11 protein-coding genes are annotated in these 13,199 nt (G+C 62.5%); 3 read left to right on the top strand and 8 right to left on the bottom strand.

What is annotated here, in order from left to right; all coding sequences use genetic code 11:
• Nucleotides 1–180 precede the first annotated feature (180 nt).
• The 5 genes from VMW12_04120 to VMW12_04140 all read right to left on the bottom strand — a co-directional run bounded on the left by VMW12_04120 (nt 181) and on the right by VMW12_04140 (nt 6,038).
• Nucleotides 181–1,719 (bottom strand): peptidase S10, encoded by a 1,539-nt coding sequence (locus VMW12_04120; GenBank protein HUZ48915.1) that lies wholly within the window; start codon nt 1,717–1,719, stop codon nt 181–183.
• A complete protein-coding gene (locus VMW12_04125) occupies nt 1,719–3,260 on the bottom strand; it encodes a peptidase S10 (GenBank protein HUZ48916.1) in 1,542 nt (513 codons plus the stop codon). The genes VMW12_04120 and VMW12_04125 overlap by 1 nt, the downstream gene beginning before the upstream one ends.
• Nucleotides 3,261–3,400: 140 nt before the next feature.
• Nucleotides 3,401–3,829 carry a hypothetical protein gene (locus VMW12_04130; GenBank protein HUZ48917.1) on the bottom strand — a complete coding sequence of 143 codons (429 nt, stop codon included), beginning with the start codon at nt 3,827–3,829 and terminating at the stop codon, nt 3,401–3,403.
• The gene (locus tag VMW12_04135) at nt 3,822–4,988 is read right to left on the bottom strand and encodes a sulfite oxidase (GenBank protein HUZ48918.1); all 1,167 of its coding nucleotides are present in this window, start codon (nt 4,986–4,988) and stop codon (nt 3,822–3,824) included. Before VMW12_04135 ends, VMW12_04130 begins: the two co-directional genes overlap by 8 nt.
• 54 nt (nt 4,989–5,042) lie before the next feature.
• Nucleotides 5,043–6,038 (bottom strand): substrate-binding domain-containing protein, encoded by a 996-nt coding sequence (locus VMW12_04140; protein ID HUZ48919.1) that lies wholly within the window; start codon nt 6,036–6,038, stop codon nt 5,043–5,045.
• Nucleotides 6,039–6,163: 125 nt separating this feature from the next.
• On the opposite strand from VMW12_04140, the gene VMW12_04145 reads away from it, so the two are divergent.
• Nucleotides 6,164–6,652, top strand: coding sequence for a TlpA disulfide reductase family protein (locus VMW12_04145; protein HUZ48920.1), 489 nt, complete (start codon nt 6,164–6,166; stop codon nt 6,650–6,652).
• Between the two features lie 7 nt (nt 6,653–6,659).
• Here VMW12_04145 and VMW12_04150 read toward each other — a convergent pair whose 3' ends face one another.
• Complete coding sequence (locus VMW12_04150; protein ID HUZ48921.1) at nt 6,660–9,122, bottom strand: hypothetical protein; 2,463 nt, start codon at nt 9,120–9,122, stop codon at nt 6,660–6,662.
• 208 nt (nt 9,123–9,330) lie between these two features.
• Between VMW12_04150 and VMW12_04155 the strand changes: the two genes are divergently transcribed.
• Nucleotides 9,331–9,849: a hypothetical protein gene (locus VMW12_04155; GenBank protein HUZ48922.1), complete on the top strand. Its 519-nt coding sequence runs from the start codon at nt 9,331–9,333 to the stop codon at nt 9,847–9,849.
• A gap of 15 nt (nt 9,850–9,864) precedes the next feature.
• Here VMW12_04155 and VMW12_04160 read toward each other — a convergent pair whose 3' ends face one another.
• On the bottom strand, nt 9,865–10,635 hold the full coding sequence (locus VMW12_04160) for an SDR family NAD(P)-dependent oxidoreductase (protein ID HUZ48923.1): 771 nt from the start codon (nt 10,633–10,635) through the stop codon (nt 9,865–9,867).
• 162 nt (nt 10,636–10,797) lie between these two features.
• Here VMW12_04160 and VMW12_04165 point away from each other — a divergent pair, with 162 nt between their 5' ends.
• Entirely contained in the window at nt 10,798–11,265 is a 468-nt protein-coding gene (locus VMW12_04165) for a hypothetical protein (GenBank protein ID HUZ48924.1), read from the top strand.
• A gap of 5 nt (nt 11,266–11,270) precedes the next feature.
• Here the strand turns inward: VMW12_04165 and VMW12_04170 are convergent, their stop codons facing one another.
• Complete coding sequence (locus VMW12_04170) at nt 11,271–13,049, bottom strand: DUF6600 domain-containing protein (GenBank protein ID HUZ48925.1); 1,779 nt, start codon at nt 13,047–13,049, stop codon at nt 11,271–11,273.
• Between the last annotated feature and the right edge of the window lie 150 nt (nt 13,050–13,199).

A 13,199-nucleotide genomic window follows, 5' to 3' on the forward strand; every position in this document is an offset into this window, starting at 1 on the left:
CGGCCGGGTAAAGCGCCCGGGGGTTGGGGGACCTGTGATTTTTGTGCAATCGACATGGATGTCGACTTCCTTTGAAATGTTGCACAAAAACATAGGAGTAGGAAGCGCGCAGGATGCGCGCTGACGAACGGTCCCCCAACCCCCGGGCGCTTTACCCGGCCGCTAACGGCGATGCTAGCGTTAGCGCTGTGCCGCCAGCGTCGCCGCGTACCAGCGTTCGAGGTCGTCGTGGAACGATGCGAGCGCCTGCGTGTTGAGATAGATCATGTGCCCGGACGGATAGAAGCCGTACGTGATGTGCGCTTGAAGTGCCGGGGCTAGCCCCAGGTGATGGAGCGTATAGATCGTCGCGGCCCACGGCGTGACCGAATCGAAGTAACCGTTCGCAGAGAAGACGCGCAAGCCGGGGTTGAACGTCATCGCTTGCGCGAGATCTCCGGCCGTCTCGAGCGGGAGGCTGCCGTTGTGTTTGAAGTCCCATCCGCCGTCGGCTTGAATCGTGCTGTACGCGCCGACGCGGTAGAGCAGCGACGTGTTGAAGTGCAGGTCGTCGCGCAGGTATTGATTGCCGAGCGCGAAGTACGGTGAGTCGATCGCCGCGTCGCTCGGCTCGAGCGTGGGATACTCTTCGGCGCGATCGAGCGTGTAGAGCTGGAAGCGCGAATCGTAGATGCCCTCGGTCTTGCCCTTTTCGCGCTGGAATTCCGCGATGTAGCGCTCGGCGGGGATGCGCAGGTTGGAGTTGCGGATGAATTGTTCGGAGACGCCGAGATAGCGATGGAGCTTGGCGACGATCGCGTCGTATTGCGCGGGCGGTAAGTTGAAGCCTTGGTCCAGGGCGTTGCGATAGTCCGTCATCGCGAAGTGATGGACTTCGCGCACGTATGCGGTGAGCGTCGACGGTGCGTTTGGTACGGCGTGATAGTAGTACGCGGTCGCGGCTTCGGTCGGGAGATAGAACACGTACTGCCAGTCGTCCGTATCGGCGCCGCCGTAGACATCGCTCGAGGCGAGCGAGTAGTCGAGAATCGAAGACTGCAGCACGACGCCGTTGATGCCGATGTTGTGTCGCTGCAGATAGTTTACGAGCATTGCCGAGCGCGGCGTGCCGTAGGATTCACCGAACAGAAACTTGGGCGAGTTCCAGCGGTGGAACGCCATCAGGTAGCGCTCGATGAACTGGGCGAAGGCCTTGATGTCGTTGTCGCTGCCGAAGATCTTCTTTGGGTCGGCGCCCGGCAGGATGCGTCCGAAGCCGCTTGCCGGCATGTCGATGAAGACGAGGTCGCTCTTGTCCAGCAACGAGTAGCGATTGGAGACTAGCGAATACGGCGCGGGCGGCGTGATCGATGGGTTTCCGGTGACGACGCGGACGGGGCCGAAGGAGCCCATGCGTAGCCAAATCGTCGAACTGCCGGGGCCGCCGTTGTAGAAGAAGGTCACCGGGCGCGTATTGAGGTTCGCGCCGTCGAGCGTGTCGGCGGTGTAGAACATCGTCGCTTCGGGCTTGTCGTTGGCGTCCCGGATGACGATCGTTCCCGCGCGAGCCGTGTAGTTGTAGTTTTTTCCACCGAGCGTGATGCGATGCTGCGTCACGGCATCGTGGGGAATCGGCTCTTGCGGAGCCGCCTTGGCGGCGGCTTGGGCCGGAAACGGGGTAGAGCATGCGAGGGTCGCGGCGAGCGCGCCGAAGATTGCAAGACGGCTGAAGAAGCGCATCAGTTGCGCCCTCCCAGCGTCGCGCTATACCAGCGTTCGAGATCGTCGTGGAGTTGCTGCAGGGCGGTGGGCTGCAAGTAGATCATGTGTCCCGATTGATAGAAGCCGTAGGTGATGTTCTTTTTGAGCGACGGCTCGATCGTGAGATGGTCGAGCGCATACTCCGTCTCGAAGAACGGCGTCGCGAAATCGTAGTATCCGTTGGCGGAGAATATCTGCAAGTGCGGGTTGTAGGTCATCGCTTCGGCCAGGTCCGGCGCGACGTTGGTCGTTGGGTTGCCGCGATGTTTGAAATCCCATTGCTGACCGTTGGCATAAATGATGTCGTAGATCGACGTGCGGTAATGCAGCGGGCTCGTATAGTGGAGATCTTCGCGCAGATACGAGTTGATCGCCGTGGTGTAGGGCGAGTCGATCGCCGCATCGGTCGGATCCCACGGGGGCTGGTCCGCAAGCCGGTCGGTCGTGTGGGTTTCAAAGCGTCCATCGAGGCGCCCCAGGATCGTGCCCTGGTTGCGGAAGAGGACGGTTTCGAACCGGGAGTACGATACGCGAATGTCGTTGTTCCGAATGTATTGTTCGGAGAGTCCGGTGTACTGATGGAGTTTGCGCACGACGTCGTCGTACTCTCCGCGCGGACACTCGGAGCCCTTGGCCAGACAATCGGCGTATTCGTTCATCGCAAAGTCTTTGACTTGCGAGACGACGGCGTCGAGGGTTCCGGGTGAGCCGGGCAACGCGTGGTGGTACCACGCAGCCGCGGTTTCGGTAGGAAGATACAGGATGTACGGCCAGTCGTTGCTTCCGGTATCCGTGCCGTCGATGCCGAAGTTGAGAATCGTCGATTGCAGGACGACGCCGTTGACGCTCACCCCGGCGTTCTGCAGGTAGTCAACCAGCGCTGCGGAGCGCGTGGTGCCGTAGCTTTCGCCGTAGAGAAATTTCGGTGAGTTCCAGCGCGAGAATTCGGTCAGATAATTTTGCACGAATTGGCCGAATGCTCGCACGTCCTGATCGACGCCGAAAAAGTCCTTGGGCTTTCCCGCGCCGATGATGCGCCCAAAACCCGAATCGGGCATGTCGATGAACACCAAGTCGGTCGTGTCGAGCAGGCTGTCCTTGTCGGCGACCAGACGATAGGGTGCCGGCCGCGTGATCGTTCCGCTCGCCCCGGCATCGATGCGCACCGGCCCGAACGAACCCATGTGCAACCACATCGACGAGCTCCCCGGGCCGCCGTTATATAAGAAGGTTACGGGCCGGTCCGCGGCTTTCGCACCGTCGAGCGTATAGGCGACGTAGAACATCCGCGCGGTCGGTTCGCCCGCACGATCGTGCAGGGTGATCGTTCCGGCTCGCGCCGTGTACGGATACGTCTTGCCGCCCAGGACGATGGTGTGCTGGGTTACGGCATCCGGGACGCTAGGCGGCACCGGCGCAACCGCGGCCGGGCTCGCCTTCGGCGCCGGGGTCGCGGCATATGCCGGGAGCGCGCATGCGAAAAGCGCACTCAGAGATAGACTTGCAATCAACGCCTTCAAGGCGATAGCTCTCCTATGGGAACGGCGAACGCGGCTGTGCGATCGTTTTCTCCACGATGCTCGCTCGGCCATGGTCCGTCCATCAAAATGCCGTCATTTTCGAATCGATGACGGCATTCTGTCCGGAGGATGAGCGCTGTTTACTGCGCTGCCGGCGGCCCGGCGTAGCTCAGCGGCGGCGCGGTCGCCGTCGGTGGCCCGGCTCGGCGGGGAACGGTCGGTCCCAAGTATTTCGCAAGGTAGGCGACGACGGCAGCCTTATCGCTCTTTGGCAGCGGCGAGCCGAACTTCATCATCTTGGTGACCTCGGCATCCCACATCGGCTTTGAGAGCCGCTGGGTGTACCACATATCGCTCGAGTGGCAGATCTGGCAACTCGTTTGCAGGTCGCTCAGCTCGTGCCCCGCGGGGAGATTGGTTCCCCCGAACGAGGACATATCCGCGCTCGCCGACATCGGGGTGACCGCGGCGACCACCGCGGGCGCGCTGGTGGCTGCTTCCTGCGTTTTGCCGCCTCCGGCGCACGCAGCGAGGGCGAGAACGGCCAGTATGGCAGCGGCGTTACGCATTGCTCACCTCTACATCCACGGAGTGAATGCCGTTCCACACGTAGCCGCCGGGATTCCAGGGCGACTTCATCGGTTGGACCGCTCCGCGATTGTCTTTCGCGCGCGCCATAATGCGAGCGCTACCCGCCGTTTTCGGCGTCCAGGTGAGGGTGAACGTTCGCCAAGCGAATTTTCCGGGGCTTTCACCCAGCGTTGCAGGCAACCATGTCGCGCCGCCATCGGTAGAGATGTCGACTGCCGTAGCGTAGGCGCCATCCCCCGACCAGGCGAAGCCGTTGATGACAACGGGCGCGCCGACCTTGACGCTTGAGTGCGTGGCCGGAGCCGTGAGGATCGACTTGACGTTGAGAACGGTAACCGGATGTTCGACGTTCGGTTTCACGCCGACGCCCGGTTTGCCGATTTTATCGGGGTAGCGGTAGCCGATACCCGTCCAGAATGCGTCGGTGATCTTCTCGGTGAGCGTCATGTTCGTAATCCACTTCACCGAATGGTCGGCCGCCCAACCCGGGACGAGCAGACGCACCGGAAACCCGTGGTAGTAGGGGAGCGGCGCTCCGTTCATTTCGTAGACTAGAAGCGTATCTTCGTCCATAAGCTTAGCGAGCTCGATTCCGCGAACGAACTTCGGCGTGGTCGGCAATACGGGATTATCGCGGCCGAAGTTGGTCGAGAAATGCGCGGTCGATTTGACGCCGGCTTTCGCCAGCACGTCGCGGACGCGCGCGCCGCCCCAGCGCGCGTTGCCCACCCCGCCCGTGCGCCACTGAGCGCCGGCCGGATGCGATGCGTCGGGATACGCATCGCCGTAGTAAGAACGCCCGTTGCCCGCGCACTGCAGTACCGAAGGCACTTCGTGTTTGGGGAATGCGCGCAAATCCGCAACGGAGAGGTGGAGCGGATGATCTACCAAGCCGTCGACGGTAAGCCGCCAGGTATCGGCCGGGGTTGTTGCGGGCGGCCCCATGTGGGAGCGGATGAAGAAGATGTTGTTCGGCGTATAGAGCGATCGGCCAAGTTCGTCGAGGGGCGTTCCCCAATCGTACGGGCGTTGGTTGATCATGCTCATCACGGCCGCATCGGTCGGAAGGGCCAGGGCGCCGGCTCCGGCGCCCAGGGCCGCAAGAAATCCCGTGCGCGACCATCGTTGAGAGTCCATAGTGCACCTCGCGTAAAAGCAGTGGCTTCTAGTGACTAACGTGGTCTTTCGGGGTTATTTTGTTAGGGCCTTGAAGCCGTAGCGCTCGAAGATCTGCAGGGCGGTCGGCGAAGCGAGGAAGGCTAGCCACGCTTTGCCTGCGATGGGATGAGGTGCGTTTTTCACGAGCCCCCCGCCGTAGATCGCCACCGCGTTTTGCGCCGGGGGAATATCGACGTGGGATATGGGGTGACCGGACTGCTCCTGAAAGATCGCCTCCGATTTCCACGTAACTCCCGCAACCGCAAGCCCCTGCATGAGGAAGAGCGGCGTCTGGCGATGGTGGATGTGGGTGAGGATCGTCTCGCCGTTCGCGACCTTCGTAGTATAGACGGCGCGGACTAGCGCGGGGCCGCCGGCTTTACGCAACGCCGCTTCGATCTGGCGGGCAACGCCTTCGAATTTTGGGTTCGGCATCACGAGCCGCACGCCGGGTTTACCGAGATCCGTCAGACTATGGATATGCCCGGGGTTGCCCTTGGGCACCATGATCGTCAAATCGTTGGTTGCATAGGCCACGACGGGCCCGACCAAACGTCCGGCATCGACCTGCGCGAGCACCTTTTTCTTACCTGCGGCAAAGACGTCGGGGTGAACGGTAAAGGTCATATTGCCGGAGGTAAAGGTGTCACGATCGATCATCGCTTGGACCAGCAATCCGGGCGGTATGGTGACGGAAAAGATGCGTCCCTTGTATTCGGGATGGATGCGTTCGAACGCAGCGACCAGCGGCGCCATTGCGAAATAGTAGTTGCCGCCGACGTAAATGACGAGTTTGGGATCGTTCAGATTTCCGTGGAAGTCCGCCATGTCGTCGACCTCGGGAACGGTGAACGGCAGGCCCTTGTACGTGGCGGGGTCGTTGTTGCCGTGGCTCCACGGCGGGAAGAGTTGCCCCGTGTAGGTGGGCGGGGTGTAGGGGTGGGGGGCGGCCAGGGCGAGACCGGACGCAACGATGGCGCACGATACGAGCGTCCCCAAGAACCGACCGATGGGAAAGCGATATTTCATACACCAACGTGCGACGCTCACTCGCCCGGTCCCTAAAAAACGCCCTCGCAGTTACCGATGGCCGCTCTCATCGAAAGCGATGATGGGGTGGATGTGGGCGCCGGCGGCCGCGGGAACTGCCGGGCATGCGTATCGTACGGCCCCTCGTAGCCCTCGCCCTCGCCCTCGGTGCGCTCGGCGCTTCGTCCGCCCCAGCCCCGCAGCCCCTTCCCGCCGGATTGATGAATCAACGCTTTGAATCGGTACGGGGCCCCGCGACCAATCTTCGACACTACGTCGGGCGGCCGATCGTGTTGAATATCTGGGCGACGTGGTGCCCGCCGTGCCAGGAAGAGCTGCCGCTTCTCGAAAGCGCGCAACTCGCGCACCGCAACATCACGATCGTCGGCGTCGATCAGGGCGAGGCGCGAGCACACGTCGCAGCGTTTTTGGCACGCGTCGAAGTGACCTATCCTATTCTCCTCGACCGAAGCGAAGTCTACGGCGCCGCTGCGGGATTTGCGTTTCCGACGACGGTGTTTCTGGATGCTTCGGGACGCATCAAGGGCGTGCACCGAGGCGCGCTCGATGCCGCCAGCCTGCGCAGCGGCATCGCGGCGATCACCGCACGATAGCTACCCGTTACGGCTGATTGATTTCGATCAAGCAGAAGCCGCCGGCGTCGATCACCACGGCGATGCCGTCGAGGATGTCGTTCCGTTTGAGCCGGCCCAGGTCTTGCCACTGATTCCACACCGTCGAGAAGACGCGAACCGAGTGTTCGTCGCGAGGGAGTTGGGCAATCGTGGCCGCCGTCGTGATGGTTTGCGGGCTCGAGTTCCCTAGGAAAATCAGCGTGGCTTCGGCGTCGGCAAATCCCACCAGGGTCACGAGCGGATCCGCGACGCTGCACGTGTCGGTGATATCGCTCGCGTAGGCGGTGAGCGGCGCGTCCGACGCGAGATGGGACGTCGTGTAGACGTGCAGACCGTCGGGCATGCGAGTCGCAATCCACGCGATATGCGTGTCGCGATACGGGACGTTGACGGCGGTGAGCCAGCGCCACTGCTCCGATAGGCAAGGATTGATTTTCGGCACGGATCCGGTAACGTCGAGCCCCCCGGCCCCTTCGATTGCCGCCCACAGATAGCGCGGCGCATCCCACGGAGAGAGCATCATGCCCTGGTTGACCAGAATCTCGCCGTGTAACCATTCCGAGAATTGTCCCGGAACCGTGTTGTTCCGTCGCGGATCGCTGGAGAAATGCCGAAAGCTGCTCGAGAGGGCCTTGGCCATGAAGCCCGGATTGTATTTGGCGGCCGCAAACGCGTACCAATAGGTGACGGCAACCCAGACCCCGCCCAAAAGGCCGTAGCCGTTGATCGGCCCATAGGTAAGGTCGTCGCGCGGTACGGTACGGATGCCCGCCTCGGTCCAAAACGCCGCGTCGCTCAACGCGCCGATGATCCGCGCCGCGCGATCCGGCGGCGCGACGCCGAACAACACCGGAAAGACGAGATCGGCGGTGACTTCCGAACGGAGCGAACCGTCGACGTCGATGGTTAGATAGTAGAGGTCGTTCTGCGGATTGACCAGATGCGTGTTGATCGCGTCGTAGAGTTCGCTTGCCGCGCTCTCGTATCGTTCCAGGGAAGGGCCGTCGTCGAGCAGTTTGGCGATTTCCGCCAGCGCCCGCAGGGCCGCGTAGCACTCCGAATTGAGCTCCGTCGACGCACCGCTGATGCGATAATTTTGGATGACGTTGCGCCAGCCCACGATGCCCCAATCCGACGTCGCGGTCGACGTGCACCAGACGAGCCCTTGCGCGTTGCGTTGCGAAAGCATGTACTCCATGGCGCGTCGCGCGTTGGGGTACGTTTCGCGCACGAAATCCCGATTGCCGGTGACCGCATAGTGATGCCACAACGCGATGACCATGAGCGGGGTGTTGTCGTTGACGTTGAGCCCGTAGTCGTCCCACTTGTCGTTGCGAACGTCGTAGTACTCGACGATTTTCCCATCGGGCTCCTGAAGGCGAAAGTATGCGGCCAAGGAGTCGTGCGCGAACTCCGGTCGCAGGTAATCGGCCCCGAAGGACATCCAGGCGGTGTCGCGGCCGACGCTGTTGTTGCTGCGGGTGGGATCGTTCGTGAAGCACCACCCGGTGGGCGCGTAGGTTTGTACGCGGAGCATATTGGCTTTCGCCCACAGTACGCCCTGATTTACGTCGTGATCGGGCGTTCGTAGAATCGAGCGGCGCAGATACTTCCAGTAGTACGCGTTGGTCTGCTCGAGCGCGACGGCGCCGGCGGGAATCCGTTCGCGGATCGCCGCGAGATCTTCGCGCGACGTCGGGCTCAGCACGCAGACGAAATCGAGCCAGCGTTCCTGCTGGGGTTGGAGCTCCACCGCGATGTGGAGCGCACCGACCGGATTGGGGCCGATGGAGGAGGCCGCATTGCATAGGGCCCCCGGCGAATTTCGCGAGACCAATTTGCCGCGGTCGTCGGTCGTCTCCCAATTCGTCACCCCGCCTAGGACCGCATAGAGCCGGTTTTGCGAAGGCGTGCTCGCGTTCCATCCGACGATCCCATCCATCGCGTCGTCATACTCCGCCAGCACGTCCTGCGCGGTATTGCCGCGGAGTTCGCAGAAGCCGTACACGTCGAACGAGACGGGTATCTCGTTCTGGTTTTCGAGATGGAGGCGATAGTAGACGACCGGCGGAGGCAGCGACGTGCCGTCGTCCCCATCGTGGTTATATGCAAAGACCTGCTCGTGGACGCGCACGCCGTTGTCGAGAGTGTAGAGATGGTCTTGTCGCGCCGGATGAATGTGAAATTCGCCGTGGTGGCTCGAAAGACGCACCTTGCTTCGGCGATCCCAGAAGTGCACGCCCATCGCGCCGAAGAAATTGTAGCCTGCATCGGAGCTATAGACGTTTTGGATCGTTCCGGTGGGTTTGATGATAACGCAGCAGCGCGGGGCGCCGAGCGTGCTGCCTTGTGCCATTTCGTCGTCATCGAGCACGTAGGCGAAATGCGGGTCGATCACGGTCCCGTGAAACGGATCGGTGGCCGCACCGATGAGATCGTAACGAGCCATCAGCGCGAGCCCGCGATGCGCTTACCGGCGTGTCGTGCGTACGGGACCTTCAATAAAACCATGCATGCCAAGTGTTGCCGCGCCCGCAGTCTTACCTGCAGGAGCCGCCGTCAGAACGTACCCTGGTCGTCATAAAAACGTGTGTTATAGCCGTGGGTATGCGCGGACGATTTATGTGTTGTGTCTGGAGTGCGTTGCTGCTGGCCGGGTGCGGAGCCGGATCGGTCTCGCCGCCGGGCTCGCCTCTTCTGACGATCGTTTCGGCCTCGCAAAACCTTGGAGCCGCCGCCCGCTGCCGCTGAACGGTTCGCCACAGGCGGATCCCGGCTATCTACGCGATTTGCTGGTCAATGTCGCGGAGTACGTCGAACCGCCGAGCTTGGTCGAACGCGCCGTCAATAGCGGTATGGTCGACTCGCTCGCCAGCGGTAGTGCCACCATGCAGAGCATTCAGCAGGGGATCCTTTCGCTGGCCAACCCGCCGAAGTTCGTGGAAGCCGCCGGTTATAACCCGCTGCCCTTCGAACAGACGGCCGGCGTACATTTTGCGTACGAAGTGTTGTTCGGTTTCTTTCCGAACGACGGCGTGGTTGAGGTGCAGAGCGCGCAGAGCCAAAGTTTCGCGCACACGATTCTGATTGCCGGAGAGTTCCCCGACGATCACCTTCAGCTCGAATGCGACGATCCGTCAATCCTCTCGTTCGTCGGGAAGTACATGACGCAATAAGGAGCGCGCTCCGGGCTACAGCTCTTGCTGGGTGGGCCGGATGAGGATCTCGTTGATCGCCACGTGACGAGGGCGCGTGACGACGTATTCCACCGCATCGGCGATGTCTTGGGGTTGCAGGCGTTCCCCAATGTCGTCGAAGCGCTTGCGTAGCGTCTCCCGCACCTCCGGATTATTGTGCGAGGCGAGTTCGGTCTCGACCGCTCCCGGTTCGACCAGCGAGACGCGAACGTGACGCTTGGTGACTTCCTGACGGAGCGATTCGCTGAAGGCGGTGACGCCAAACTTTGTAGCGTTGTATACGCCGTTGCTCAGGCGCGCCATCCGTCCGGCTACCGAGCTGATGTTCACGATATCGGCAACTCCGCGCGGACCGTCGGCGGCTGCCTTCAGCAAGTGGGGCAGCGCGATGTGGGTCGCGGTGAGCAACGCCCTTAAGTTCAGGGAAATCATGCGCTCCCACTCGTCCCGCCGTGCGTCCACGATCGGGCCCAGTAGCATGACCCCGGCGTTGTTGACGAGGATATCGAGCCTTCCGAAAGACTCGAGCGCCGTATCGATCATGCGTTGCGCATCGTCCGGCGCGGTGATGTCGGCTACCACTTCGGCGCAGATCCCGCCTTCGTGCCGGATCGATTCGCCGATCGCCTTTAAGCGATCGCCACGCCTAGCGGCCAGGACAACCGCGGCGCCTTGCGCGGCCAACGTGCGCGCCGTTGCCTCGCCGATGCCCGAGCTCGCGCCGGTGACGACTGCGACATGCTTTTCAAGAATGCGTGCGTTCATACACCTAGTCAACACAGCCTTCCCGCGCGAGGTTCCGCCGAAACGCTCGAGACCGGAGCAACGTTTGATGTTTGCAGAGGGTCGCGGCGGGTACAACCCACAGGCGTGCGCTCGCGCACCACTCCATAACAGCACGATAGCATGACGGAAGGCCGATGTCCGATGAATAACCGAGCGATCAGAATTGCTGCCCTTGGTGTACTGTTGACCGCGTCGGCCTGTAGTGGTAGCGGTGGCGGCGGCGTTTTCGGGGGCGGTAACCCGGTGCTCTCGCAGTGTTATCCCGGAACGCAGGTGCAGCTGGCGCGGCCGGCTCCCAACCAATACGCCGCCAATGTAACGTCGATCGAAATCGTAGCCGACGGTAATAACAACCTTCTCAACCAAGCACCCGGGTCGTGGTACTTGCAAGTACAAGACACGTTGGGCGACCCTCCGTTTACGAGCAACGGTCTCACTCCCGTACCCGACCCGACCGGGCCACACCCGTTCCCCAGCGACTTCTACTACTCGGGCAATCTCGGGACGGCGCTTCCGGCCGGTTATACGTGGTACGTTTCTTTGGTGCAGAACCAATCCGGCTATCAAAGCTGCACGCCGTATAGCGTCCAAGGTTCGTTCTCGACGTAAGGCTGCTATTCGCCGTGCGGGGGTGCGCTTGGACGCGCGCGCGGGCGAGGGTCCGCGCGCCGTTGCGGAGCGCTGCGTTGTTGCGGCGGGGTGCTGCGCGGTTGCTCCATGTGTTGGGGCACTTGCGGATCGACGTGTCGCGGAGCGGCTTGATCTGAACGCGGCGGATTCGCATGCATGTGATACGTGCGAGGTGGAGTTACGCGCGACGGATTCGTACGAACGGGATTTGCACGCATCGGGTATGCGCGCGATCCCTCGTACGTTGACGGTTGCGAATCGTGCCGCGGCGATGATGGGCCCGAGCGTGTGAAGCGTTGCAGGTGTGGTTGCGCCGGCGCTCCGGTGCGAGAGCCGTCGAAGGTACGCCAGCCGGGCGCAGTGGATGTCGCGCGCTGTTGTAGGGGGTGCGCGACGGGAACGAACGCACGCGTGACGGGAACGTATGCAGGCGCGTCGTGCCGTGCGGCGGAGCTTTGAACGTGGACGATGCGGGGAGCTCCGGGGACGGTGCGGCCGGTGCGAATCTGCCGCGGATCGAACGATACGACGCGGCGCACGTTCCCCTGATTCCACGTTGCAAGGGTCACACCGCTAATCGCGTGCGGCGCTCGGAAGTTGGCGTAACGCCGCTGCCAGCCGGGGTTACCGCTTGCGATCGTCACATGGTTGTTGACGATCGTGGTGCTACGATGCGGGCCCCACCACGGGTGGAGCGTTTCACCCGGCGCCAGCGGCACCCATCCGACGTTGCCCGCGCCGGCATGGACGCCGCCGGCGGTAAAGCCGAAGAATCCGACCAAGGCAGGCGACCATAGCGGACGCACCACGCGACGTCCCGGATCCCACGACCAGCCGACGCGCGGCGTATAGAACCAGCGGCCGTAATGGTACGGTGCCCAGCCCCATGGTTCGTAGCCGACCCATGTCGGCCCGTAATAGTTGTTGGTGATCCACGTGCCGTTTTGATACGGCGCCCAGCCGGCGTATTCGTTCGGATGCCAGCACTCTCCATAGCCCGGAATGTAGTTCCACGATCCGTACTCGTCGAGGTCGTTCGCCCCGATGACGTACTGATTGACGTATTGGTAGGCACCGGTCTGTGCGAGCTGACGATCGAGGTTGTCGTTCCATTGCTCGAAGCCATCGTACGGAGCGGTGGCGACGTAGGTGAACTGCGGGTCGTTCGCATTCCCGGTGGCCAGCATCGTCCGTCCGGGCCGCAGCTCTTGGCTACCGCCGGGCGTGACGATATCAGCTTCGCCGGAGCGCACGGTGATTTGCGTGGTGCCGTCCGGGGTGACGCTCACCAAATACGCGCCCGGCTGCCGCGGCCGTACGGTGACGGACGGCGTCTCGATCAGCGGATGGTCGCTCGAGGCGCGCAGCGTTCGAAGTTCGACCGTGCCGGCCGCGAGTTGCACGGTATCGCCGATGCCGTCCAAGTTGGTGAAACGCAATTGGGTGTAGCTCGCCGCGCGCAATGCGTCGGCGTAACCGAGTTGCACCTCGGCCCGCGATTCGCCTGAGGTGGAGAGGTATTGGCCGGGGAGCACCGGCATGTTGACGCGGGCCTGTATCGATTGCGAGGTGTCGTTGCCGATCGTCACGTTGCCGGCGACGTTGCTGAGTCGAGCGACGTTGGGCGTTTGGTCGGCTCGCGCCGCAGCATACGAGCCGCCGAACGCGAGCGTTAGGACCGCGCACGGCACAAGGGCCGCCCCCGCGATCGGGCGAGCACCGGAGCGCAGGATCGTGGCGCAGGCCGAGAAGAGGTGACGCATCGGGGGCTCCCTTCGGATCGAAAAGGGCAGTCGTTATTCGATCGTTATTATCGTTATTTATGAAGTAACGCTGCAACCTGCGGCAGCGTTGCGGCGGCGGTAAAAAGCTTCATCGCGGATTAACGCCGGCACGCGTACTCGCCGGCAGGA

The organism is Candidatus Dormiibacterota bacterium, assembly GCA_035532835.1.
Taxonomy (GTDB): domain Bacteria; phylum Vulcanimicrobiota; class Vulcanimicrobiia; order Vulcanimicrobiales; family Vulcanimicrobiaceae; genus DAHUXY01.

Bases quoted from the DNA above. Each gene is read 5' to 3' on its own strand.
- VMW12_04120 (HUZ48915.1), bottom strand. From the start codon at position 1,719: ATGCGCTTCTTCAGCCGTCTTGCAATCTTCGGCGCGCTCGCCGCGACC.
- VMW12_04130 (HUZ48917.1), bottom strand. From the start codon at position 3,829: ATGCGTAACGCCGCTGCCATACTGGCCGTTCTCGCCCTCGCTGCGTGC.
- VMW12_04135 (HUZ48918.1), bottom strand. From the start codon at position 4,988: ATGGACTCTCAACGATGGTCGCGCACGGGATTTCTTGCGGCCCTGGGC.
- VMW12_04140 (HUZ48919.1), bottom strand. From the start codon at position 6,038: ATGAAATATCGCTTTCCCATCGGTCGGTTCTTGGGGACGCTCGTATCG.
- VMW12_04145 (HUZ48920.1), top strand. From the start codon at position 6,164: ATGCGTATCGTACGGCCCCTCGTAGCCCTCGCCCTCGCCCTCGGTGCG.
- VMW12_04150 (HUZ48921.1), bottom strand. From the start codon at position 9,122: ATGGCTCGTTACGATCTCATCGGTGCGGCCACCGATCCGTTTCACGGG.
- VMW12_04160 (HUZ48923.1), bottom strand. From the start codon at position 10,635: ATGAACGCACGCATTCTTGAAAAGCATGTCGCAGTCGTCACCGGCGCG.
- VMW12_04165 (HUZ48924.1), top strand. From the start codon at position 10,798: ATGAATAACCGAGCGATCAGAATTGCTGCCCTTGGTGTACTGTTGACC.
- VMW12_04170 (HUZ48925.1), bottom strand. From the start codon at position 13,049: ATGCGTCACCTCTTCTCGGCCTGCGCCACGATCCTGCGCTCCGGTGCT.